The following is a 17,270-nucleotide window of genomic DNA, read 5'->3' as shown; positions in this document are numbered from 1 at the left end:
TAAGGTAGAAGACAAGTTATAAAGGTTTCCTAAATGGTAAAAGACGACCCTCACCCCAAAATTGGGAACAAGGGTCGTCTTCTGTTTCGTACTTTTTAAGCTTTGCTCCGTCAAAACCACAAGTTCTTCAGTGGCCTCCTTATGTGCCGACAGCCTTTTTTATGGCATTCTTTTAACGTTTAAATAGCTTACCTGGTAAAAATGCCGCGAGAGCCAATCCTGCAAGTGGCAACACTGATAATACAGTAAATACGCTGGGAATGCCGAAATGGTCGGCAACATAGCCCAGGATCGTAGCGCCGACGCCACCAAGGCCGATACTAAAGCCAATAGTCAGGCCCGAAGCCATGCCGACATAGCCTGGCATCATTTCCTGCGCCAACACGACTGTTGTGGCGAATGATGAAATGAGGGCCAACCCGGTTAACGCAAGTATGAGCAATGTTGCAAAGCCGCTAGTGTATTGAAATAAACTAATCAAAGGCAGTGTGGCGAGGATAGAGCCCATAATAACCGTTTTGCGGCCAAAGCGGTCGCTTAAAGACGCGCCGGTATAAGTACCGACTACCCCGGCGAGCAGAAAAATCGCTAAGAGATAACTGGCATATACCGGGCTGCCTGATAAATAGTTGATGTAGTACATCGGTATATAGGTAGTTAATCCGGTATGGATACTAGATCTTACGAATATAAACGCTAAGAGTATGGCGAGCAGACCGTAGTTAAGCGACTGGCCTTTCGTAGAGCCTGCGTGTGAAGCAGCAGCTGATTGTACGGCAGGTTCTTGAGGCGAAATATCCTGAAGGTTGCGATACAGCAGGAGCGACATGACTAAACCAGGTATGATGAAGTATAGGGTGTTTGTTAACTCTCCTGGCAAGTTGAGGGCAAATGACATGGCAATTGAGCCGAGCGCCAGCCCTAGATTGCCGCCTACTGAAAATAGACCCATGCTGCGCCCTTTTGTCGCAGCGCTGCTGACAAGGTGGGCAGATTTGGATGCCTGAGGATGAAAACAGGCAATTCCCAAGCCCCCAATAACTACAACTCCCAACAGTGCATAGTAAGAAGTCATTAGACCGATCATGCCTAACCCGATCCCTGCGAGCAGCACACTGGCTGGGATTAGCCATGGTAGTGAGACACGATCGGTAAGATAGCCAAACACCGGCTGAATTACTGAAGAGGTCAGATTTTGTACAAGGACAATGACTCCGACTTGGGTATAAGTTAGGTTGAAGGCTGTTTTTAAAAACGGCAGCAGCACAGGTAGCGCGCCTTGGCCGAAATCGGTAATTAAATGCCCCAAAGTTAAAAGCGCCAGTGGTTTTGTTATAAGTCGCTCCTTACGTTGATCTTGCTGCATATGATTTCTCCTTTGTATTAAAAATGGTTATTTACTAATAATAGGCTGATAAGGCAAGATTATCAAGCTGGATGAGGGCTTGTTTTCAGCCCTGTCCCCGCATATAAAGCAATTGAGGTTGATTTTTGCCTGATTTAAAAAGTAGTTGCCATTTTAATACAGGACAAGGTATAATACATTGTAATGACAAGACAAGTGTAAAGACATGGGGGTGAAGATTTTGGGGATTATTAGTCGCTTGGAACAGATTCCAGTTAGCCGCTTTCATTATAAACTGTTGGTTTTGACTGGGGTGGGTTGGCTGTTTGATGCTATGGATACTGGGATTATTGCTTTTGTATTGCCGATTTTAGCTCAGCAGTGGGGATTGTCTGCCACCCAGATGGGGTTTATCGGCAGTATTGGCCTCTTGGGGATGGCAATCGGTGCTGTATTGGCCGGTTCGGCGGCCGATAAATTCGGCCGGAAAGCAGTGTTCGCTGTCACGCTGATGATTTACAGTATAGCGACCGGGCTGTGTGGATTGGCATGGAATTATGAATCATTACTTGTCTTTAGATTCTTAGTCGGATTTGGATTGGGTGGCGAATTGCCGGTAGCGGCAACGCTCATGGCTGAATATTCACCACCAGCCAGTCGTGGTCGCTTTATTGTGTTGCTGGAAAGCTTTTGGGCACTTGGCTGGCTGGCTGCTGCGCTTATTTCTTACCTCATTATTCCCCGCTTTGGCTGGCAAATGGCGTTTTTTATTGGTGCGCTGCCTGCGCTCTATGTATTTTTTATTAGAATGGGAGTACCTGAATCAATACGCTATCTTATCGATAAAGGCCGCCAAGCTGAAGCTGTGGAAATTGTCGCTAAAATTGAACAGTCGGCTGGTATTCAGCAAACCGCTCAATTGTCGGCAACTATGAACTCTGAAGTGCAAAATCCAGCCGGGCAGAAACTGGCCTTTAAAGAGCTGTGGACAGCCCAATTCGCTAAACGGACGATAATACTTTGGATAATCTGGTTTGGCATTGTTTATTCATATTATGGTATCTTTACCTGGTTACCGTCACTGATGGTCAAACAGGGTCATACGGTCATTAAAACGTTTGAGTATGTATTAATTATGACATTAGCGCAACTGCCAGGCTATTTCAGTGCTGCATATCTGATTGACCGCATCGGCCGGAGAGCAACCCTGGCTATGTATTTAGCTATGAGTGCTGTAAGTGCTTACTTTTTCGGCCAAGGTGGCAGTGCTGAGATCGTGCTCCTCTGGGGTAGCCTTATGTCGTTCTTTAATCTTGGCGCCTGGGGCGTTGTTTACACCTATACGCCTGAACTCTATCCAACACGGATTCGGGCCTTTGGTTCAGGTTGGGCGGCAGCAGTCGGCCGATTCGGCGGGATACTGGCACCTACGGTCGTTGGGTATATGATTACCGGACCTCAGGGATTTGCTCAGGTATTTACAATGTTTACCGGCGTTATGCTGGTGGTTGCAATTGCTGTCTGGCTGTTTGGCGAAGAGACCAAGGGTAAAGCGCTGGATGAGATAAGTAGCTAGAGATTAAACTAGGACGGCTGACGCTGTCCTAGTTTTTTTTGCCAGCTTGGACAAGGCATGGTATAATTACACATAATTATGCTGCTAAGGAGGCGATTGCCTTATGATGACGACTTTTGGATTGTTGATTGCTGCGCTTGCCGCATACTGGGTATATAATGATGCCAGGGAGCGGGGCCATGAGTTGGGAACGGCACTGTTGTGGTCAATCGGAACGCTGGCTGCGCTTATCGTGTTTCTGCCATTATACTTATTGTTTGGACGGAAACGGCCTATGAAACCGCGTCGTAATGATGATGTTATTGATATTGAAGCCGTGCCGGTGGAAGAGACTATTAAATGCCCTATGTGCGCGAGCAATGTTAAAGAAGATTTTAAAGCATGTCCTTATTGCGGGTTTGCCTTAAAACCTACCTGTAATTCATGTGGTAAAGAGCTCAACCGCGAATGGCGGCTATGCCCTTATTGCCAGACCCCTACTGACGTTAAGTAATCTTGTTATCACTGTTAACAGCTACAAGAAAAAAATATGCTGATTTTATTGGACATGATGCAATTGGTGTGTTATAATCTTATTCGTGGCTAAGACAACATAACGCGCCCGTAGCTCAGGGGATAGAGCACCGGTCTCCGGAACCGGGAGCGCAGGTTCGATTCCTGCCGGGCGCACCATAAAAAAGCACTTACAGATTTTCTGTAAGTGCTTTTTTTATGTTTACTAAATACTAAATTCCATTCTAACAATTATTAAGTATAATGACTACGAGCTTTATATAAATATTTCACCGAGGAGGGGCAGATTTTGGCAGCAACGATTATTCCGTTTCCCAAAAAGCAGGGACAAGACCTAACTCAGGTAGAACTTCTTATTCGAAAGTGGCTAAGCAAACTATCAAATAATAATGATCTGACCGAGTGTGTCGTTGAGAGAATGATGCTTTATGTTGGCCAATATGGTAACAAGTTGTTTGAACCCACCTTTAATTTACCAGTTCCCCCTAACTTCTCAAAAGAGGAAGCAGAGGCTATGTTATGCTCGATAGAGAAGGGCGTTGATGATATTGCCGTACAGGTACAGGAAATGATTAGCAGAATCATTATTGAAAGGTTCTTTCTCGAAATAGAGCTGTATGAAAACCGGCAAGGTGAAAAAAATCATATAAAATAGCCATACAGTCTCTGTAGATTGTATGGCTATTTTTTACTAACTACCTAAAAGACTTATTACATAGGAGGTTGTTCTTGACCGGAGCATTCACACACCGGCTTATTAGGCCTGTGTGGCGGCCGTAGGGCATCGGCTACCGCTTTGGCCTGTTCTTCGGATAATTCGGCTTTGCTTCTTAACTCACCGATAAAGTCAGGGGCATGGTTTACATGCTGTTCTGCCTTTTGTTTAAAGAAGTCCTTTATCTTGTCGGCTTGCTCTTTTGAAATAGTTCCTTCTTTAATCAGCTTACTAAGCATGTTGCCGATATGTTGTTCGCTATTGGCTGGATCGGGTGGCATCCCTGGTTCTGCAGTAACACCATGCCTTGGAGGCTGATCTCCAGGGCCATTATTCGCAAGAGCTACTGTTCCGAGCGATAGAAAAAGACAACCTGTGACCACAACGCTAACAATTCTTTTCGATAGCTTAGTTTTCATTATCAATTTCCCTCCTGTAACTACTGTGTTTAGTCATTATTATGGGTGGGATTTGTTACAGTTTTGTCACAGGATTTTATATATATGTTATATTTTTCCGGCTTTGTCGAGCTCAAACCAGAATATAACACCGTCTTGTAAATTATCAACGCCATAACTGTTACCGTGTTGTTCCTGGATTGCCCGAACAATCGATAAGCCTAACCCGTACCGGCCATGTTCCCGCGTGCGGGCTTTATCTACTTTATAAAAGCTTGTCCATAGTTTTTCTAAGCTTTCTCCAGGTATTGGGCGGCCTGAGTTAAAGATAGAGACTTTGATTTTATTTCCCGTATCTTTTACTCCAATTTTGATGATTTTGGCGAAGTCGGAATGATACATGGCGTTAGTAAAGATGTTGAGTAAAACCTGTTCAATACGTAATATATCCCCATTGACGTAATGGCTGCTTGTGCCATCTATCTCAAGGTTAATCGCTTTTTCCTCAAGAATGGTTTGGTATTTTTTTATAATGTCATTCAGTAATGTTAAAAGATCAAAGTCAGTTCTGTTGAGCTGAAATAGGCCTGATTCAATCTGGGATAGGTTGAGCAAATCTTTGACCAATTTATCCATTTTTTCCGCTTCGTCGATGATTATCGAACAATAATAGTTTTTACTTTCTTCATCGTGAGCTACATTTTCCTTTAAGCCTTCGGCATAGCCCAAGATAAGTGATAACGGTGTTTTCAGCTCATGCGAAACACTTGATACAAAATTTTTTCGCATGGCATCTAAGGCTCTTTCTTTCTCCATATCAGCCATTAACTGCTGATTTTTTTTGCTAAGCTCGATAATCGCACTATCTAGTTGTTCTGATAAATGATTGATGCTTTTGCCGAGTTCACCGAGTTCGTCACTGCGATTAACCGTACACTTTAGCGAGAAATCAAGACGGGCCATGCTTTGCGCTATCCGGTTCAGTTCCACTATGGGGAGGGTAAACTTTTTTGCAAACAGGAAAGCCCATGTACACCCTAATAACAGTACCAGTATGCCCGTAAATGCCATAAATTGAGCTGCTACAACGGCGCTCTCCGACACCGGGGCTAGCGGCTGCCTAATGATTAAGATGTCATTATTTCTTAGATGCCGTTCCAGAGCCATGAATTCAATCCGAAGGTTCTGGTCATGCTGCATTTCGATGATAGTCCTACTGTCAACAGCCTCTTTGCTTATGAGTGCATAAGGGGGAGCGGGTGGAACATGGAAGGGATTGTCCTTGGATACTTTATCATACGGGGGAGGTAATGCTGGCGCAAGTGGGGTATCATGAAGTTTTTGGTTAATGATACGGCTAAAAGAACTGTATTTGATATAGCCTTCCTGGGTAAAGATGATAACGCCTGCACCTAGGGTGCTTGCTATCCGTTCCAGCTCCAGGGTTATTTCTTCCGGCCTGCCACGGTATAGGTCATCAACAAGATTGCTGTTTGCTATAAGGATATCTTTCTTTTGCCAGACATAGTATTTCTCCAAACCAAGACGGATCAAGCCTAACGAGATCAATACAAAAAATAGGATAAGACCGCTTAGAATGATAAAGAGTTTTGTCCTAATGGATAGTGTCATTTGTCTGCCTCAAATCTGTAGCCATATCCCCTGATGGTATGGATAAGACTGCTTTTATCCCCTAGTTTGCTGCGAAGTCTATTGATATGCGTGTCTACAGTACGCAAGTCACCGAAATAGTCATAAGTCCAGACCTGGTCAAGGATCTGCTGGCGACTAAGTGCATGTCCCGTATTGTCTGTCAAGTAAATGAGGAGTTCATATTCTTTTGGACTCAGATCAATCAATTGGCTGTCAATGAATACCTGGCGAGCGGCAGAGTCAATCATCAGGCCGCTATGGGAGGCTGTTTTATCTGTTTCTATTCGCCGAAATAAGGCGTTAACCCGTGCAGTCAAGACCTTTGGGCTAAACGGTTTGGTAACATATTCGTCGGCGCCAAGCTCAAAAGCGAATAACTGATCAACCTCTTCGCCTTTGGCTGTGAGCATGATAACGGGAACATTGCTGCTTTTTCTAATTTTCCGGCATACTGTCCAGCCGTCCGGTTCGGGCATCATGACATCAAGAATAACAAGATCCACCTTTTTACCAGACAATATGTCCAGGGCAGCGTGCCCGTTATCAGCCTCAAGTATGTCGTAGCTTTCTCGCATAAGAAAATCAGCAACTAGTTTACGCATACGTTGTTCGTCATCAACAATCAGTACGGTTTTGTTCATGAATGGGTCTCCTTGCTATTTCACGATATACAATTTTAGAATACCGGAGTAACGGTCTGGAAGTCAATGGATTTGTGGCGGCAAAGCATTAAACAGAGTTGGAAAGAGAACGTTTGGAAAAATATAGTGATATTTACATGGTTTGTAACAAAACTGTAACAATTCTTCGCCATAATTATAAAGATACAGGAAATCACCGGGAGGAATGACTGTGAAAGTATACGGAAAACAAATATTCAAACGCTTAATACCCATTCTCTTTTCATTTGTGTTTTGCCAGGCAGCCGTGGCTGCACCGATTGAATTGACGCTAGAGGATAGCATTGATTTGGCATTAAAGAGTCATGCCGATATAAAAGTAGCAGAGTCTAGCAGAGAAAAAGCATATTGGGCAGTGAATCAAGCTAAGGGAAGCCACGGCTTAGATGTCAGCATCACCCATACTGATAAGCATTACAGTTCACCGGTGACGATCGCCGGCCGTTACAGCGAAAATAAATTTGACACCCAGTTGTCGCTCAGCTATCCACTTTACTCTGGCGGTAAATTAGAAAGTCAAATTGATCAGGCGAAGCTTAATCTCGAAGTTGCCGATTTAAACATAATCGCAGCAAAGCAACAACTAAAGCAGAATGTTACTACTTATTATTTTAACGTACTGCAATATCAAAAGGAGTTACGAGTAAGCCAGGAAACGGTAGATAACTATACAGCCCATTTGAATAATGTCCGGTCTCAATATGAAATAGGTACAGTGGCTAAGTCAGATGTGTTGGCAAGTCAGGTTGAGTTGGCGAACGCTCAGGATACCCTAATCCAAGCTCAAAACAATGTTCAGTTATCTGTAGCTAAGCTCAATAATGCCGTCGGTTTGCCGCTTGACAGTGAATTAAAACTGAAGGAAGATCTCCAATATGAAAAATACTCGCTTAACCTTGACGATTGTGTGCAATATGCTTTAGTGAATAGGCCGGAAATAGCTGAGTATCAGGCCAAGATCGCCAGCGCTGAAGCAGACGTGAAAATTGCCAATAGCGCCAAACTGCCGACTGTTGACCTGACGTTAGGTCAAGACTGGTATGATAGAGATTTTCCGGGACTGAACAATAGTAATTGGCAGGTCGGCCTTACCGCTTCAATGAACATCTTTGATTCAGGTGTGAACAAAGCTAAAGTCAAGCAGTCACAATACAGTGTCGCTACCGTTAGGGAAGAAGCCAGACAGCAAAGAGAAACCATATTGCTCGAGGTGCGCGAAACCTATTTAAGTATGCGTGAAGCAGAAAAAAGGATTGATACCAAAAAAGTAGCGGTAGAACAGGCTGAAGAGAGCCTTAAGATCGCCGAGGCCCGTTATCGAGCCGGTGTAGGAACAAATCTTGCTGTTTTTGATGCCGTTGTGGCGATAAACCAAGCCAAAATTAACAGCATCAAGGCTTTGTATGATTACAACACCAGCAAGGCGCAGCTTAATAAAGCAATGGGTACCGCAATACATAAGAAATGAGGTTAAGTTATGCAAGTGATTTGGGAAAAAGCTAAGCAATATAAAAGGTGGATACTACTGGTGTTTATAGTAGCGATAGCAGCAACCGGGGGGGCAGTATACTTCGAAAGAAGCAGCAAACCTGTTGTCAGTGAGGCTACAGTTGCCGTGGGACGTGGCGATATTCAATCAACAGTTTCTGCCACAGGTACAATTTCAGCTGTAAATTCGGTTGAAATTAGTTCACGGGTAACAGGTCTAATTACCGAGGTAAACGTGAAAGAAAATGATTTTGTCAAAGCCGGACAGGTTTTGTTTATATTAGATGACTCCAGCGTTAGAGCACAAGTGTCCCAATATAGTGCTCAGTTGACGAATTATGCTGCCATCTATGAGCGCAGCAAGCAACTAGCCGCTATCGGCGGCGAGTCGGTTCAACAACTGGATGCTGACCGGACAAATTTCCTCGTAGCTCAGTCGACATATGACAACTATGCAACACAACTAGCTTACTACGTTATTAAAGCACCTATTGACGGGATGGTCATTGGCAAACCCACACCTGCCGGTCAGACAGTTGCGCAAGGGATCTCCAGTCCTCAGGTAATTATGACCATTGCTGATATGTCCAAAATGCAGATTAAAGTGCTGGTGGACGAAACTGATATTGGCAAAGTAAAAGACGGGCAAACGGTATCATTCACCGTAGATACTTATACAGATAAGACCTTTACCGGCAAGGTAACAAAAATATCCCGGGATGCGACTACCTCGTCCAATGTGGTATATTATCCGGTCTATGTTGATGTTGATTCGCCGCAAGGTTTACTGTATCCCACTATGACCGCAAGGGTAACTATCAATGTTGGCGAAAGCAAGAATTCGCTGGTTGTGCCATTAACGGCAATCAAGGAAGAAAAAGGACAAAAATATGTGCAAGTTATGGTTAACGGTAAAACACAAAAAACATCAGTCAAAACAGGCTTGAATGATGATGAAAAAATGGAGATTATAAGCGGCCTGAGTGAGGGTGACAGTGTTGTATTACCTGCATCCAAGGCGAAGAGTAGTACCAGTAACAACAATCAAGGGCCGCCGCCCCCAATCTAGCCGGAAGGAGAGTACCATGAGTATTGTTTTAACAGATATAACAAAAATATATCATATGGGCGATACCTCTGTGTATGCGCTGGCAGGGGTAACATTAACAATCAAAGACGGCGAATTTGCTGCTATCATTGGTCCGTCAGGATCAGGTAAATCTACCCTGATGAACATTATTGGCTGTCTTGACCGGCCAACTAATGGATCTTACCGGTTAGCGGCAGCTGAGGTGGCAACAATGACTGATGATAAACTGGCGGAGGCTCGTAATAAACAAATCGGTTTTGTATTTCAAAATTTCAATCTGCTGTCACGAATCTCCGCCTTGCAGAATGTTGCACTGCCACTTATCTATGCCGGAGTGAATAAGCAAATGCGACTGGCAAGGGCCGCACAAAATCTGGATATAGTTGGTCTTGGAGAGCGCAAATACCATCGCCCTAACGAACTTTCGGGTGGACAGCGGCAGCGGGTTGCAATCGCCCGGGCGCTGATAAACGATCCCCCGATCATTATTGCTGATGAACCTACGGGAAATCTTGATACAAAATCCAGTAACGAGATTATGGAGATTTTTTGCAGGCTGAATCAGCAAGGCCGGACAGTTATTATGGTGACCCATGAGCCTGATGTTGCCGCCTACGCCCGGCGGATCATTCAGGTACGTGACGGGAAAATCCTTAAAGATGAAGTAAAACAGGGGGTGGAGATATGTTCTGGGAAAGTGTCCTCATCGCTCTTGAAGGACTGAAGACCAATAAACTCCGCTCCGCGCTAACAATGCTGGGAATCATTATCGGGGTTGGAGCTGTTATCGCGATGGTCTCGGTTGGTTTAGGCGTACAGCAGAAAGTGCAAACTTCTATCGCCGGTCTGGGCAGCAATCTGCTCATTGTTATGCCGGGAGCTAATTCTCCTTCCGGTGGTGTACGTTTAGCTGCAGGATCTAATATTACTCTGACCAAACAAGATGCCCAGGCTATTGCCCGGGAAATTTCCGGTATTAATTATGTAGCACCCTCTGTCAGCCAACAGTTTCAGATTATCTATGGTAATCAAAATTGGAAAAGCAGTGTCCAGGGAACTACACAGGAATTTCTGCAGATCCGGAATTTTGCGGTAGCTTCCGGCGCTTTTTTTAGTAACAGTGACGAGAATGCGCGTGCCCGCGTGGCGGTACTTGGACAGACTGTGGCCACTAGTTTATTTGGCGGGGCTAGTCCGTTAGGCCAGACCATCCGTATTGGCAAAGCTCCTTTTCGCGTAATCGGAGTGCTGGAAAGTAAAGGACAGTCTTCGATGGGGCAGGATCAGGACGATATAGTTCTCATACCCTTATCAACTGCCCAAGACCGGCTTATTGGCCAAGCGTATCTCAACAGTATCAGCATTCAGGTAGAAAACGATAAAGTAATGGATAAGGTTCAGGCGGATATCACTACTTTGTTAAGGACACGCCACCATCTGTCGTCAAATGTTGAAAATGATTTCTCTGTACGCAATTTAACAGCACTTATGACTACCATGCAGGAAACTACCGGCACCATTACCCTGTTTTTAGGCGCTGTTGCCGCTATTTCTCTGGTGGTCGGCGGCATCGGGATTATGAACATCATGCTGGTTTCGGTAACTGAGCGAACACGGGAAATCGGTATTAGAAAAGCATTAGGTGCTACATATAAAAACATCCTTATGCAATTTATAATAGAAGCGATAGCAATCGGTGTTACCGGCGGTCTAATTGGCATCACACTGGGAGTGGCCAGTGCACGTGTAATATCGCTGGTGGCAGGCTGGAATACCGTTGTATCAGGGGCTGCCATCCTGGCGTCATTTGGCGTTTCGGTGATAATCGGCCTGTTCTTTGGCATCTATCCTGCGCGTAAAGCTGCATTGCTTGATCCAATTGAAGCACTCAGATATGAATAAGAAAAGATAAATATCGATAAAGCCCTGGCCCCCAATCATCCTACTACACAGTGATTGGGGGCCAGGGCTATGGCAGTACATTAGCTTAGGTCTAACAATCTATTGACACGGTGCAAGAAAAAAAGGTATCCCAGGGCAAACAGTAGATAAATCGCATGTGTTCCCCAATGAGCAATGTCCATCATCGATTAACCTCCTGAATTATATATTGTAAAAGTATATTCTGAATTTTTCAGTAAAGAATAGTATGCTATATTTTTCCTATTTTAAGGACGGAGAATCGAAACTAGTTAAATTATATCGTAGTGTTTATAGAATTTTATTTGAAAAATATTTAATCCCAGCAGTTTAAAGACTGCTGGGACATTTTTTTTTTAATTGATTTTTTTTGTTCACTAAATAAAAACTAAACATTTTTTTGCGAGAATATTGTTGAAAAATAGTTTTCAAATTACCTAAAAGAAAATACACAGCGATTAGGGAGGAAAAAAACATGAGTACTAGCTCTGTCTCAAGTACAACAAGCTATTGGAAAACACCTACCACCACATCTTCAGACTCTACCAGCACTACCGGGACCAGTTCACTTGATTTTGAATCATTTGTAGAGCTGTTGGCAACAGAACTCAAATATCAGGACCCGCAGGATCCTGTAAGCAGTACCGAATATGTGGCCCAGATGGCTCAATTTGCTTCGCTGGATAAGCTTAATACAATCGGTAATAGTATGGATGCCTACCAAGCCTACGACCTGATCGGCAAGTCTGTCACCTACTCGACAACTGATTCTTCCGGGGCGACGACTAGTGCGACAGGAACGGTGGATTCGGTAACTATTTCAAGCAGTACTCCCTATCTAAATATTGGCAGCACGAAAATCGAACTTAGCTCGGTTGTGTCGGTAAGCAGTTAGGGCTTACCTTCTGTAAGTACCGAGAAATAGTCAGCTGGACTCCACTCGGGGAGGCTGACGTCTATTTCTGAACGACTGATGAAATAGAACTTTGGGAGGCAAACCATTATGATGACTTCAATTTATTCGGGAGTTTCCGGTCTCAAGGCACAACAGAAAAAACTGGACGTGATCGGCAACAATATCTCGAACGTTAGTACAACAGGCTATAAATCGCAAACAGTGAGCTTTGCCGATCTGCTAAGCCAGACAATTAGTGGCTCCACTGCGGCAAATGCCACGACTGGTACGGGCGGTACCAACGCCAAACAGATTGGTACAGGTGTAAGTGTTGCGGCTACAACGACCAATATGACCACAGGCAGCACTCAGTCAACAGGCAACTCCAGCGACGTATCCATCAGCGGCAGTGGTTTTTTTATCGTCCAGGGCGGCGGCAGTGGTGAATACCAGTTTACCCGGGCCGGTAATTTCGGGGTAGACTCCAGCGGCAATTTGACAGTAAACGGCTATAAAGTCAGCGGTTGGATGGATTATACAACAGATACTGATGGCAACTACACATTTAACACCGAAACAAGCGTAGAGGGGCTTAACCTATTCTCTGACAGCTATAACGGCAATAAGAAAGTTAGTGCTCCTGCGGCTACTACTGAGGCTACTATCAGCGGCAGCGTCGACGCCTCTGCTGACGCCCAAGGAACGATAACCAAGGCAACGATGGGAAGCACAGCAAATGCGACTACCAATGCGACTGCATTAACAGCGGCGACTGCTGATGCTACTTCCTTCGCAGGAACAATCACGATTAATAAGAAGGCAATTACTATCGCATCCGGCGACACGATCCAAGGCGTTATCGATAAAATTAATGCTGTAAGCGGAACTACTGGTGTAACTGCTGCCTGGAATGCAGGCGATGCCACCAACGGCTATATTCAGTTAAACGGAACTACTAGTAGTAGTGATATTAGCCTGGCAGGCGCAAATACCACATTGACCAGCCTCTTTGCAGCTACAACAGGTACAGAAACTACAGTTTCTGTTGAGGGTCTTGAACCGGACGCAACTACGACGTTGACTGTGTATGATTCACTTGGCAATAGTTATGATGTTGCCGTAAATTTGTATAAATCTGCAGTTACTACTTCTGTCGGCGAGTCAGTGACTACCTGGTACTGGGAAGCTGCGTCATCAGACTCTGGTCTAAGCTTAAGCAGTAACAGCGGTACCATCGCGTTTGACGAAAACGGAAAGATTGTGGACGATACCACATATGATACCTCATTTTCGCTTGGATTGACTCCGACAAATGGTGCGGCAGCCTCTACCGTAACTCTGGATTTGTCGCAATTGTCCTCTTATACCACCAGCAGCAGTGATAGTCTGAGTAATACTACCGATGGTTACGCTTCAGGGGAACTTGAGGACTTCACTATTGGTTCAGATGGTATTATTTACGGTGTTTATAGTAATGGACAGACACAGCCGCTGGGTATGATTGCCCTGGCCAATTTCGCCAATGCTTCAGGGCTTGAGAAAATTGGCAGTAGTTTATATGTTGCCAGCAACAACTCAGGGGCTTTCACTGGCGGTGTGGCGGCAGGAACCAGCGGAACAGGAGCATTGAGCTCAGGCACGCTGGAAATGTCTAATGTCGATTTATCGGAACAGTTTAGTGAAATGATGATCACCCAGCGGGCTTATCAGGCGAATAGCAAAATAATCAGTGCAGCAGACGAAATCTTGAAGGCTGCTATTAATATGGTAGGTTAGCCATGAGCTCGACATTTGGCGGCTATAGTATCGCGGTTTCCGGCATGCGAGTGAATCAAGCAGCTTTGACGGTTACGAGTCAAAACCTATCTAATGTAAATACTACAGGTTACTCCCGGCAAGTCATTGCCAGCGAAGAGACAGTCACCTCCCAAGTAAGTACCACCTCGACAGGGACGGGGGCGGCGGTGGCTGAGGTCAAACGGGCACGCAACCAGCTGCTTGACACAACCTATCGCCAGCAGAACGCCGCGTCCGAGTATTGGGCAACCAAGAGCGGCACATTTGATTATCTTCAGGAAATAGTTGATGAGTTTTCCGCAGACGATGGATCAGCTGATGATGGCCTGCAGCAGACTATCCAGAATTTTTTTGACAGTTGGGAAAATCTAGCATCAGATCCCAGCAGTCTCAGTACTCGCCAATTAGTAGTAGAATATGCGACTTCGCTGCTTGACACCCTGAGTCAGATTGACGAGCAGTTGCAATCCCTGCAGGCAGATGCCTCTACTGCGGCTGGAGACATCGTTGGTGAGATTAATGATGTTGCCGGTCAGGTGGCTGAGCTTAATACGCAGATTATCCAGGCCGAAGCGGGTGGCGCTGAAGCCAGCGACCTGCGGGATGAGCGGGACGCTCTGCTTGATGAGTTGTCAGCTTACATAAATTTTAGCGCCCAAGAGCAGAGTAATGGATCGGTTTCTGTTTTCATCGGCGGAGTAGCGCTGGTCAACGGCGATAAAACCAGCCAGGTGAACATCAGCGGTGACGGCTCGGTATCAAATCCGCTTCAGGTACAGTGGACTAGTACTCAAGGCACGGTAAAAGTCACAAGCGGTTCATTAAAAGCCTGTCTTGAGGATGCTGACCAAACAGGCTTTGAAACCATCAGTGACAGCGATAATTATAACTTTACGGCTGATTCTGTCAGTTCAATCAGCACTTTGCGGCAGGGCTTGAATGACCTGATTACGACAATAGCCCTCAAAGTCAATTCACTGCACAGTGCGGGTACCGGACTGGACGACAGCACCGGTCTTGATTTCTTTGTTGTTGTCGATTCAAGTCAACCGCTTAGTATCAGCAACATTCAGGTTAATCCTGAATTGGCGGAAGATGTCAATAAGCTGGCTGCCGCATCCGGAGAGGATGCAGGAGACAATACGGTGGCAAACGCCATAAGCAGTTTACTTGATGAAGATCTTTTTGGGTACAATGGTTTGTCACAGGATGTCACCAGTTTTTATCAGTCTGTTATTTCCTGGCTGGCAACAGCAGGGAGTGATGCAACGAGTTTCTATGATGTACAAGCTACTCTGGTTACTCAGGCCGATAATCAACGGCTGTCGATATCTTCAACGTCGCTTGATGAAGAGATGTCGAACATGATTATGTATCAGAATGCCTATAGTGCGGCGGCGCGGGTATTGAGTACGATTGACGGCCTGATTGGCGGTTTGATCGAGGAACTGGGGTAGGATAAAGTGAGACTTAGCTTCAGGTGGGGTTTTAACCCCATCTGAAGTTTAGTCGAACTTATCCAGGGACTTAGACGCTCTTAACTCCCGCTTGTAGAAGCGGGAGTCCTAGAGCGACTTAGTCATCGGATAAAGCGACAAAAGGGGGGGGAGCGAATGGCTTCAACATTTGCCGGACTGAGTATTTCTTCCCGTGGATTATTTACAAGCGCGGCGGCGCTGGAGGTCACAAGCAATAATATCAGTAATGCCAATACAACTGGTTATTCCCGGCAGGTAGTTAATCAGAAAGCGGTTGGACCTGCCGCAGTATATAATGGCAGCTATATCGGCTCAGGTTCTGAGATTACTTCAGTCACAAGTGTTCGAAACTTTCGTCTTGACCAGAAGTACTGGCGGGAAAGTGGTCAGCTTGGCGAGCTCACAACCAAGTCTGATATGCTGAGCCAAATTGAAGATGTGATTGGTGATACTGACGATAATTCGTTAACCGCGGTTTTGGACGATTTTTATTCTGCAATGGAAGATCTATCCTCAGATCCGAGCAGTTCTGCTACCCGTGCTGCTATGAAAGAAGCGGGAGTTGCTGTCAGTGAATACCTAAATACGGTATCTGCCCAACTGACTCAGCTTAGAGAAGATGCCAACAATGAAGTAAAAACCTCAGTGGATCAAATTAATTCCTATGCTTCACAGATTGCCACACTAAACACGAAAATCCGAGTGGCGACGGCGTCAGGTTCTTCCACTAACGAATTGGAAGATCAGCGGACTCTGTTGATTGATGAACTATCTAGCATCGTTGATGTTGCGGTGACCAAAACTGTAGTTGGTCAGCTGGCTGACGGTTCAGACGATATAAAACTATCGGTCTCGATTAGTGGCTCTACCGTAGTCAATGATGGTGTGGCCCAGCAACTGGCGTATTCTGAAAACGATGAAGGCCTGTACAGCATACGCTGGCAGGATACAGGTGCTTCCTTTGAAGCAACAGGCGGTCAACTGAAAGCTAGTTTGGATCTGCGCGACGGCAGCGGTACCGATTCTGAATATAAGGGTATTCCTTATTACCTAAATCAGTTAGATGAATTTGCGAGCACGTTCGCGGAGGCATTTAATGAAGTGCATGCAAGCGGTTACGGTCTGGACGGCTCAACAGGTATCGATTTTTTTACCTCAGGTGACAGCTCATCAACAACGATCACGGCGGCAAACATGACACTATCAGCAGATGTGCTGGAGGATACGGACAAGATTGCAGCAGCTTCTGCTGCTGACGATGGCTCGGACAATAATAAAAACATGGCCGCCTTGATTGAGCTTTGCGAAGAATCGGAAATGTTTGGCAGCGGTACGGCGGAGGATTTCATTAATTCCATTATCTCGACGCTGGGAACAGCCAGCGAACATGCTGCGACAATGACAAGCAAGCAAAGCACCTTTGTCACTAACATTGATAGTCGCCGTGCCTCTGTATCTGGCGTTTCTACCAACGAGGAGACGGCAAACCTGACTAAATACGAGGCAGCCTACAATGCTTCGGCGCAGATGATTAGTGTTTGGCAAGAGGTCTATGAGACTACCATCAATATGGTATAAAGAGAGACTTAGCTTCAGGTGGGGTTTTAACCCCATCTGAAGTTTAGTCGACCTTATCCAGGGACTTAGCCGCTCGCCTGTGCCCTTTGGGTATAACTCCCGCCTATAGAGGACGGGAGTCTTAGAGCGGGTTAGTCATCGGAT

General features: G+C 45.3%; 15 protein-coding genes and 1 tRNA gene. 12 read left to right on the top strand and 4 right to left on the bottom strand.

The window, feature by feature from the left end:
- Positions 1–172: 172 nt before the first annotated feature.
- Positions 173–1,366: an MFS transporter gene (locus VN447_RS18085; RefSeq protein WP_325526876.1), complete on the bottom strand. Its 1,194-nt coding sequence runs from the start codon at positions 1,364–1,366 to the stop codon at positions 173–175.
- Positions 1,367–1,586: 220 nt separating this feature from the next.
- Between VN447_RS18085 and VN447_RS18080 the strand changes: the two genes are divergently transcribed.
- From VN447_RS18080 to VN447_RS18065, 4 genes are all read left to right on the top strand, one after another.
- Complete coding sequence (locus tag VN447_RS18080) at positions 1,587–2,921, top strand: MFS transporter (protein WP_325526874.1); 1,335 nt, start codon at positions 1,587–1,589, stop codon at positions 2,919–2,921.
- Between the two features lie 103 nt (positions 2,922–3,024).
- Positions 3,025–3,414 carry a zinc ribbon domain-containing protein gene (locus tag VN447_RS18075; RefSeq protein WP_325526872.1) on the top strand — a complete coding sequence of 130 codons (390 nt, stop codon included), beginning with the start codon at positions 3,025–3,027 and terminating at the stop codon, positions 3,412–3,414.
- A gap of 104 nt (positions 3,415–3,518) precedes the next feature.
- Positions 3,519–3,593, top strand: a tRNA-Arg gene (locus tag VN447_RS18070).
- A 130-nt stretch (positions 3,594–3,723) separates the two neighbouring features.
- Positions 3,724–4,089: a hypothetical protein gene (locus VN447_RS18065; protein WP_325526870.1), complete on the top strand. Its 366-nt coding sequence runs from the start codon at positions 3,724–3,726 to the stop codon at positions 4,087–4,089.
- Positions 4,090–4,145: 56 nt separating this feature from the next.
- Here the strand turns inward: VN447_RS18065 and VN447_RS18060 are convergent, their stop codons facing one another.
- The 3 genes from VN447_RS18060 to VN447_RS18050 all read right to left on the bottom strand — a co-directional run bounded on the left by VN447_RS18060 (position 4,146) and on the right by VN447_RS18050 (position 6,841).
- Positions 4,146–4,568: a hypothetical protein gene (locus VN447_RS18060; RefSeq protein ID WP_325526868.1), complete on the bottom strand. Its 423-nt coding sequence runs from the start codon at positions 4,566–4,568 to the stop codon at positions 4,146–4,148.
- A gap of 87 nt (positions 4,569–4,655) precedes the next feature.
- Positions 4,656–6,179, bottom strand: a complete 1,524-nt coding sequence (locus VN447_RS18055) for a sensor histidine kinase (protein WP_325526866.1) — start codon at positions 6,177–6,179, stop codon at positions 4,656–4,658.
- On the bottom strand, positions 6,176–6,841 hold the full coding sequence (locus VN447_RS18050) for a response regulator transcription factor (RefSeq protein WP_325526864.1): 666 nt from the start codon (positions 6,839–6,841) through the stop codon (positions 6,176–6,178). Before VN447_RS18050 ends, VN447_RS18055 begins: the two co-directional genes overlap by 4 nt.
- 205 nt (positions 6,842–7,046) lie before the next feature.
- Between VN447_RS18050 and VN447_RS18045 the strand changes: the two genes are divergently transcribed.
- From VN447_RS18045 to flgK (VN447_RS18010), 8 genes are all read left to right on the top strand, one after another.
- Positions 7,047–8,348, top strand: a complete 1,302-nt coding sequence (locus tag VN447_RS18045; RefSeq protein ID WP_414714928.1) for a TolC family protein — start codon at positions 7,047–7,049, stop codon at positions 8,346–8,348.
- Positions 8,349–8,357: 9 nt separating this feature from the next.
- Positions 8,358–9,437: an efflux RND transporter periplasmic adaptor subunit gene (locus VN447_RS18040; protein ID WP_325526860.1), complete on the top strand. Its 1,080-nt coding sequence runs from the start codon at positions 8,358–8,360 to the stop codon at positions 9,435–9,437.
- Between the two features lie 16 nt (positions 9,438–9,453).
- Positions 9,454–10,182, top strand: a complete 729-nt coding sequence (locus VN447_RS18035; RefSeq protein ID WP_325526858.1) for an ABC transporter ATP-binding protein — start codon at positions 9,454–9,456, stop codon at positions 10,180–10,182.
- Entirely contained in the window at positions 10,143–11,360 is a 1,218-nt protein-coding gene (locus VN447_RS18030) for an ABC transporter permease (RefSeq protein WP_325526856.1), read from the top strand. Before VN447_RS18035 ends, VN447_RS18030 begins: the two co-directional genes overlap by 40 nt.
- 493 nt (positions 11,361–11,853) lie before the next feature.
- Positions 11,854–12,273, top strand: coding sequence for a flagellar hook capping FlgD N-terminal domain-containing protein (locus VN447_RS18025; RefSeq protein WP_325526854.1), 420 nt, complete (start codon positions 11,854–11,856; stop codon positions 12,271–12,273).
- Positions 12,274–12,381: 108 nt separating this feature from the next.
- On the top strand, positions 12,382–14,049 hold the full coding sequence (locus VN447_RS18020) for a flagellar hook-basal body complex protein (RefSeq protein WP_325526852.1): 1,668 nt from the start codon (positions 12,382–12,384) through the stop codon (positions 14,047–14,049).
- Positions 14,050–14,051: 2 nt separating this feature from the next.
- Positions 14,052–15,527: a flagellar hook-associated protein FlgK gene (gene flgK, locus VN447_RS18015; protein WP_325526850.1), complete on the top strand. Its 1,476-nt coding sequence runs from the start codon at positions 14,052–14,054 to the stop codon at positions 15,525–15,527.
- 156 nt (positions 15,528–15,683) lie between these two features.
- Complete coding sequence (flgK, locus tag VN447_RS18010; protein ID WP_325526848.1) at positions 15,684–17,126, top strand: flagellar hook-associated protein FlgK; 1,443 nt, start codon at positions 15,684–15,686, stop codon at positions 17,124–17,126.
- Positions 17,127–17,270: the final 144 nt, after the last annotated feature.

It is taken from the genome of Sporomusa sp., from assembly GCF_035561155.1.
GTDB lineage: Bacteria > Bacillota > Negativicutes > Sporomusales > Sporomusaceae > Sporomusa.
The sequence above is the reverse complement of the archived record's forward strand: the minus strand, read 5'-3'. Positions and strand labels throughout refer to the sequence as shown.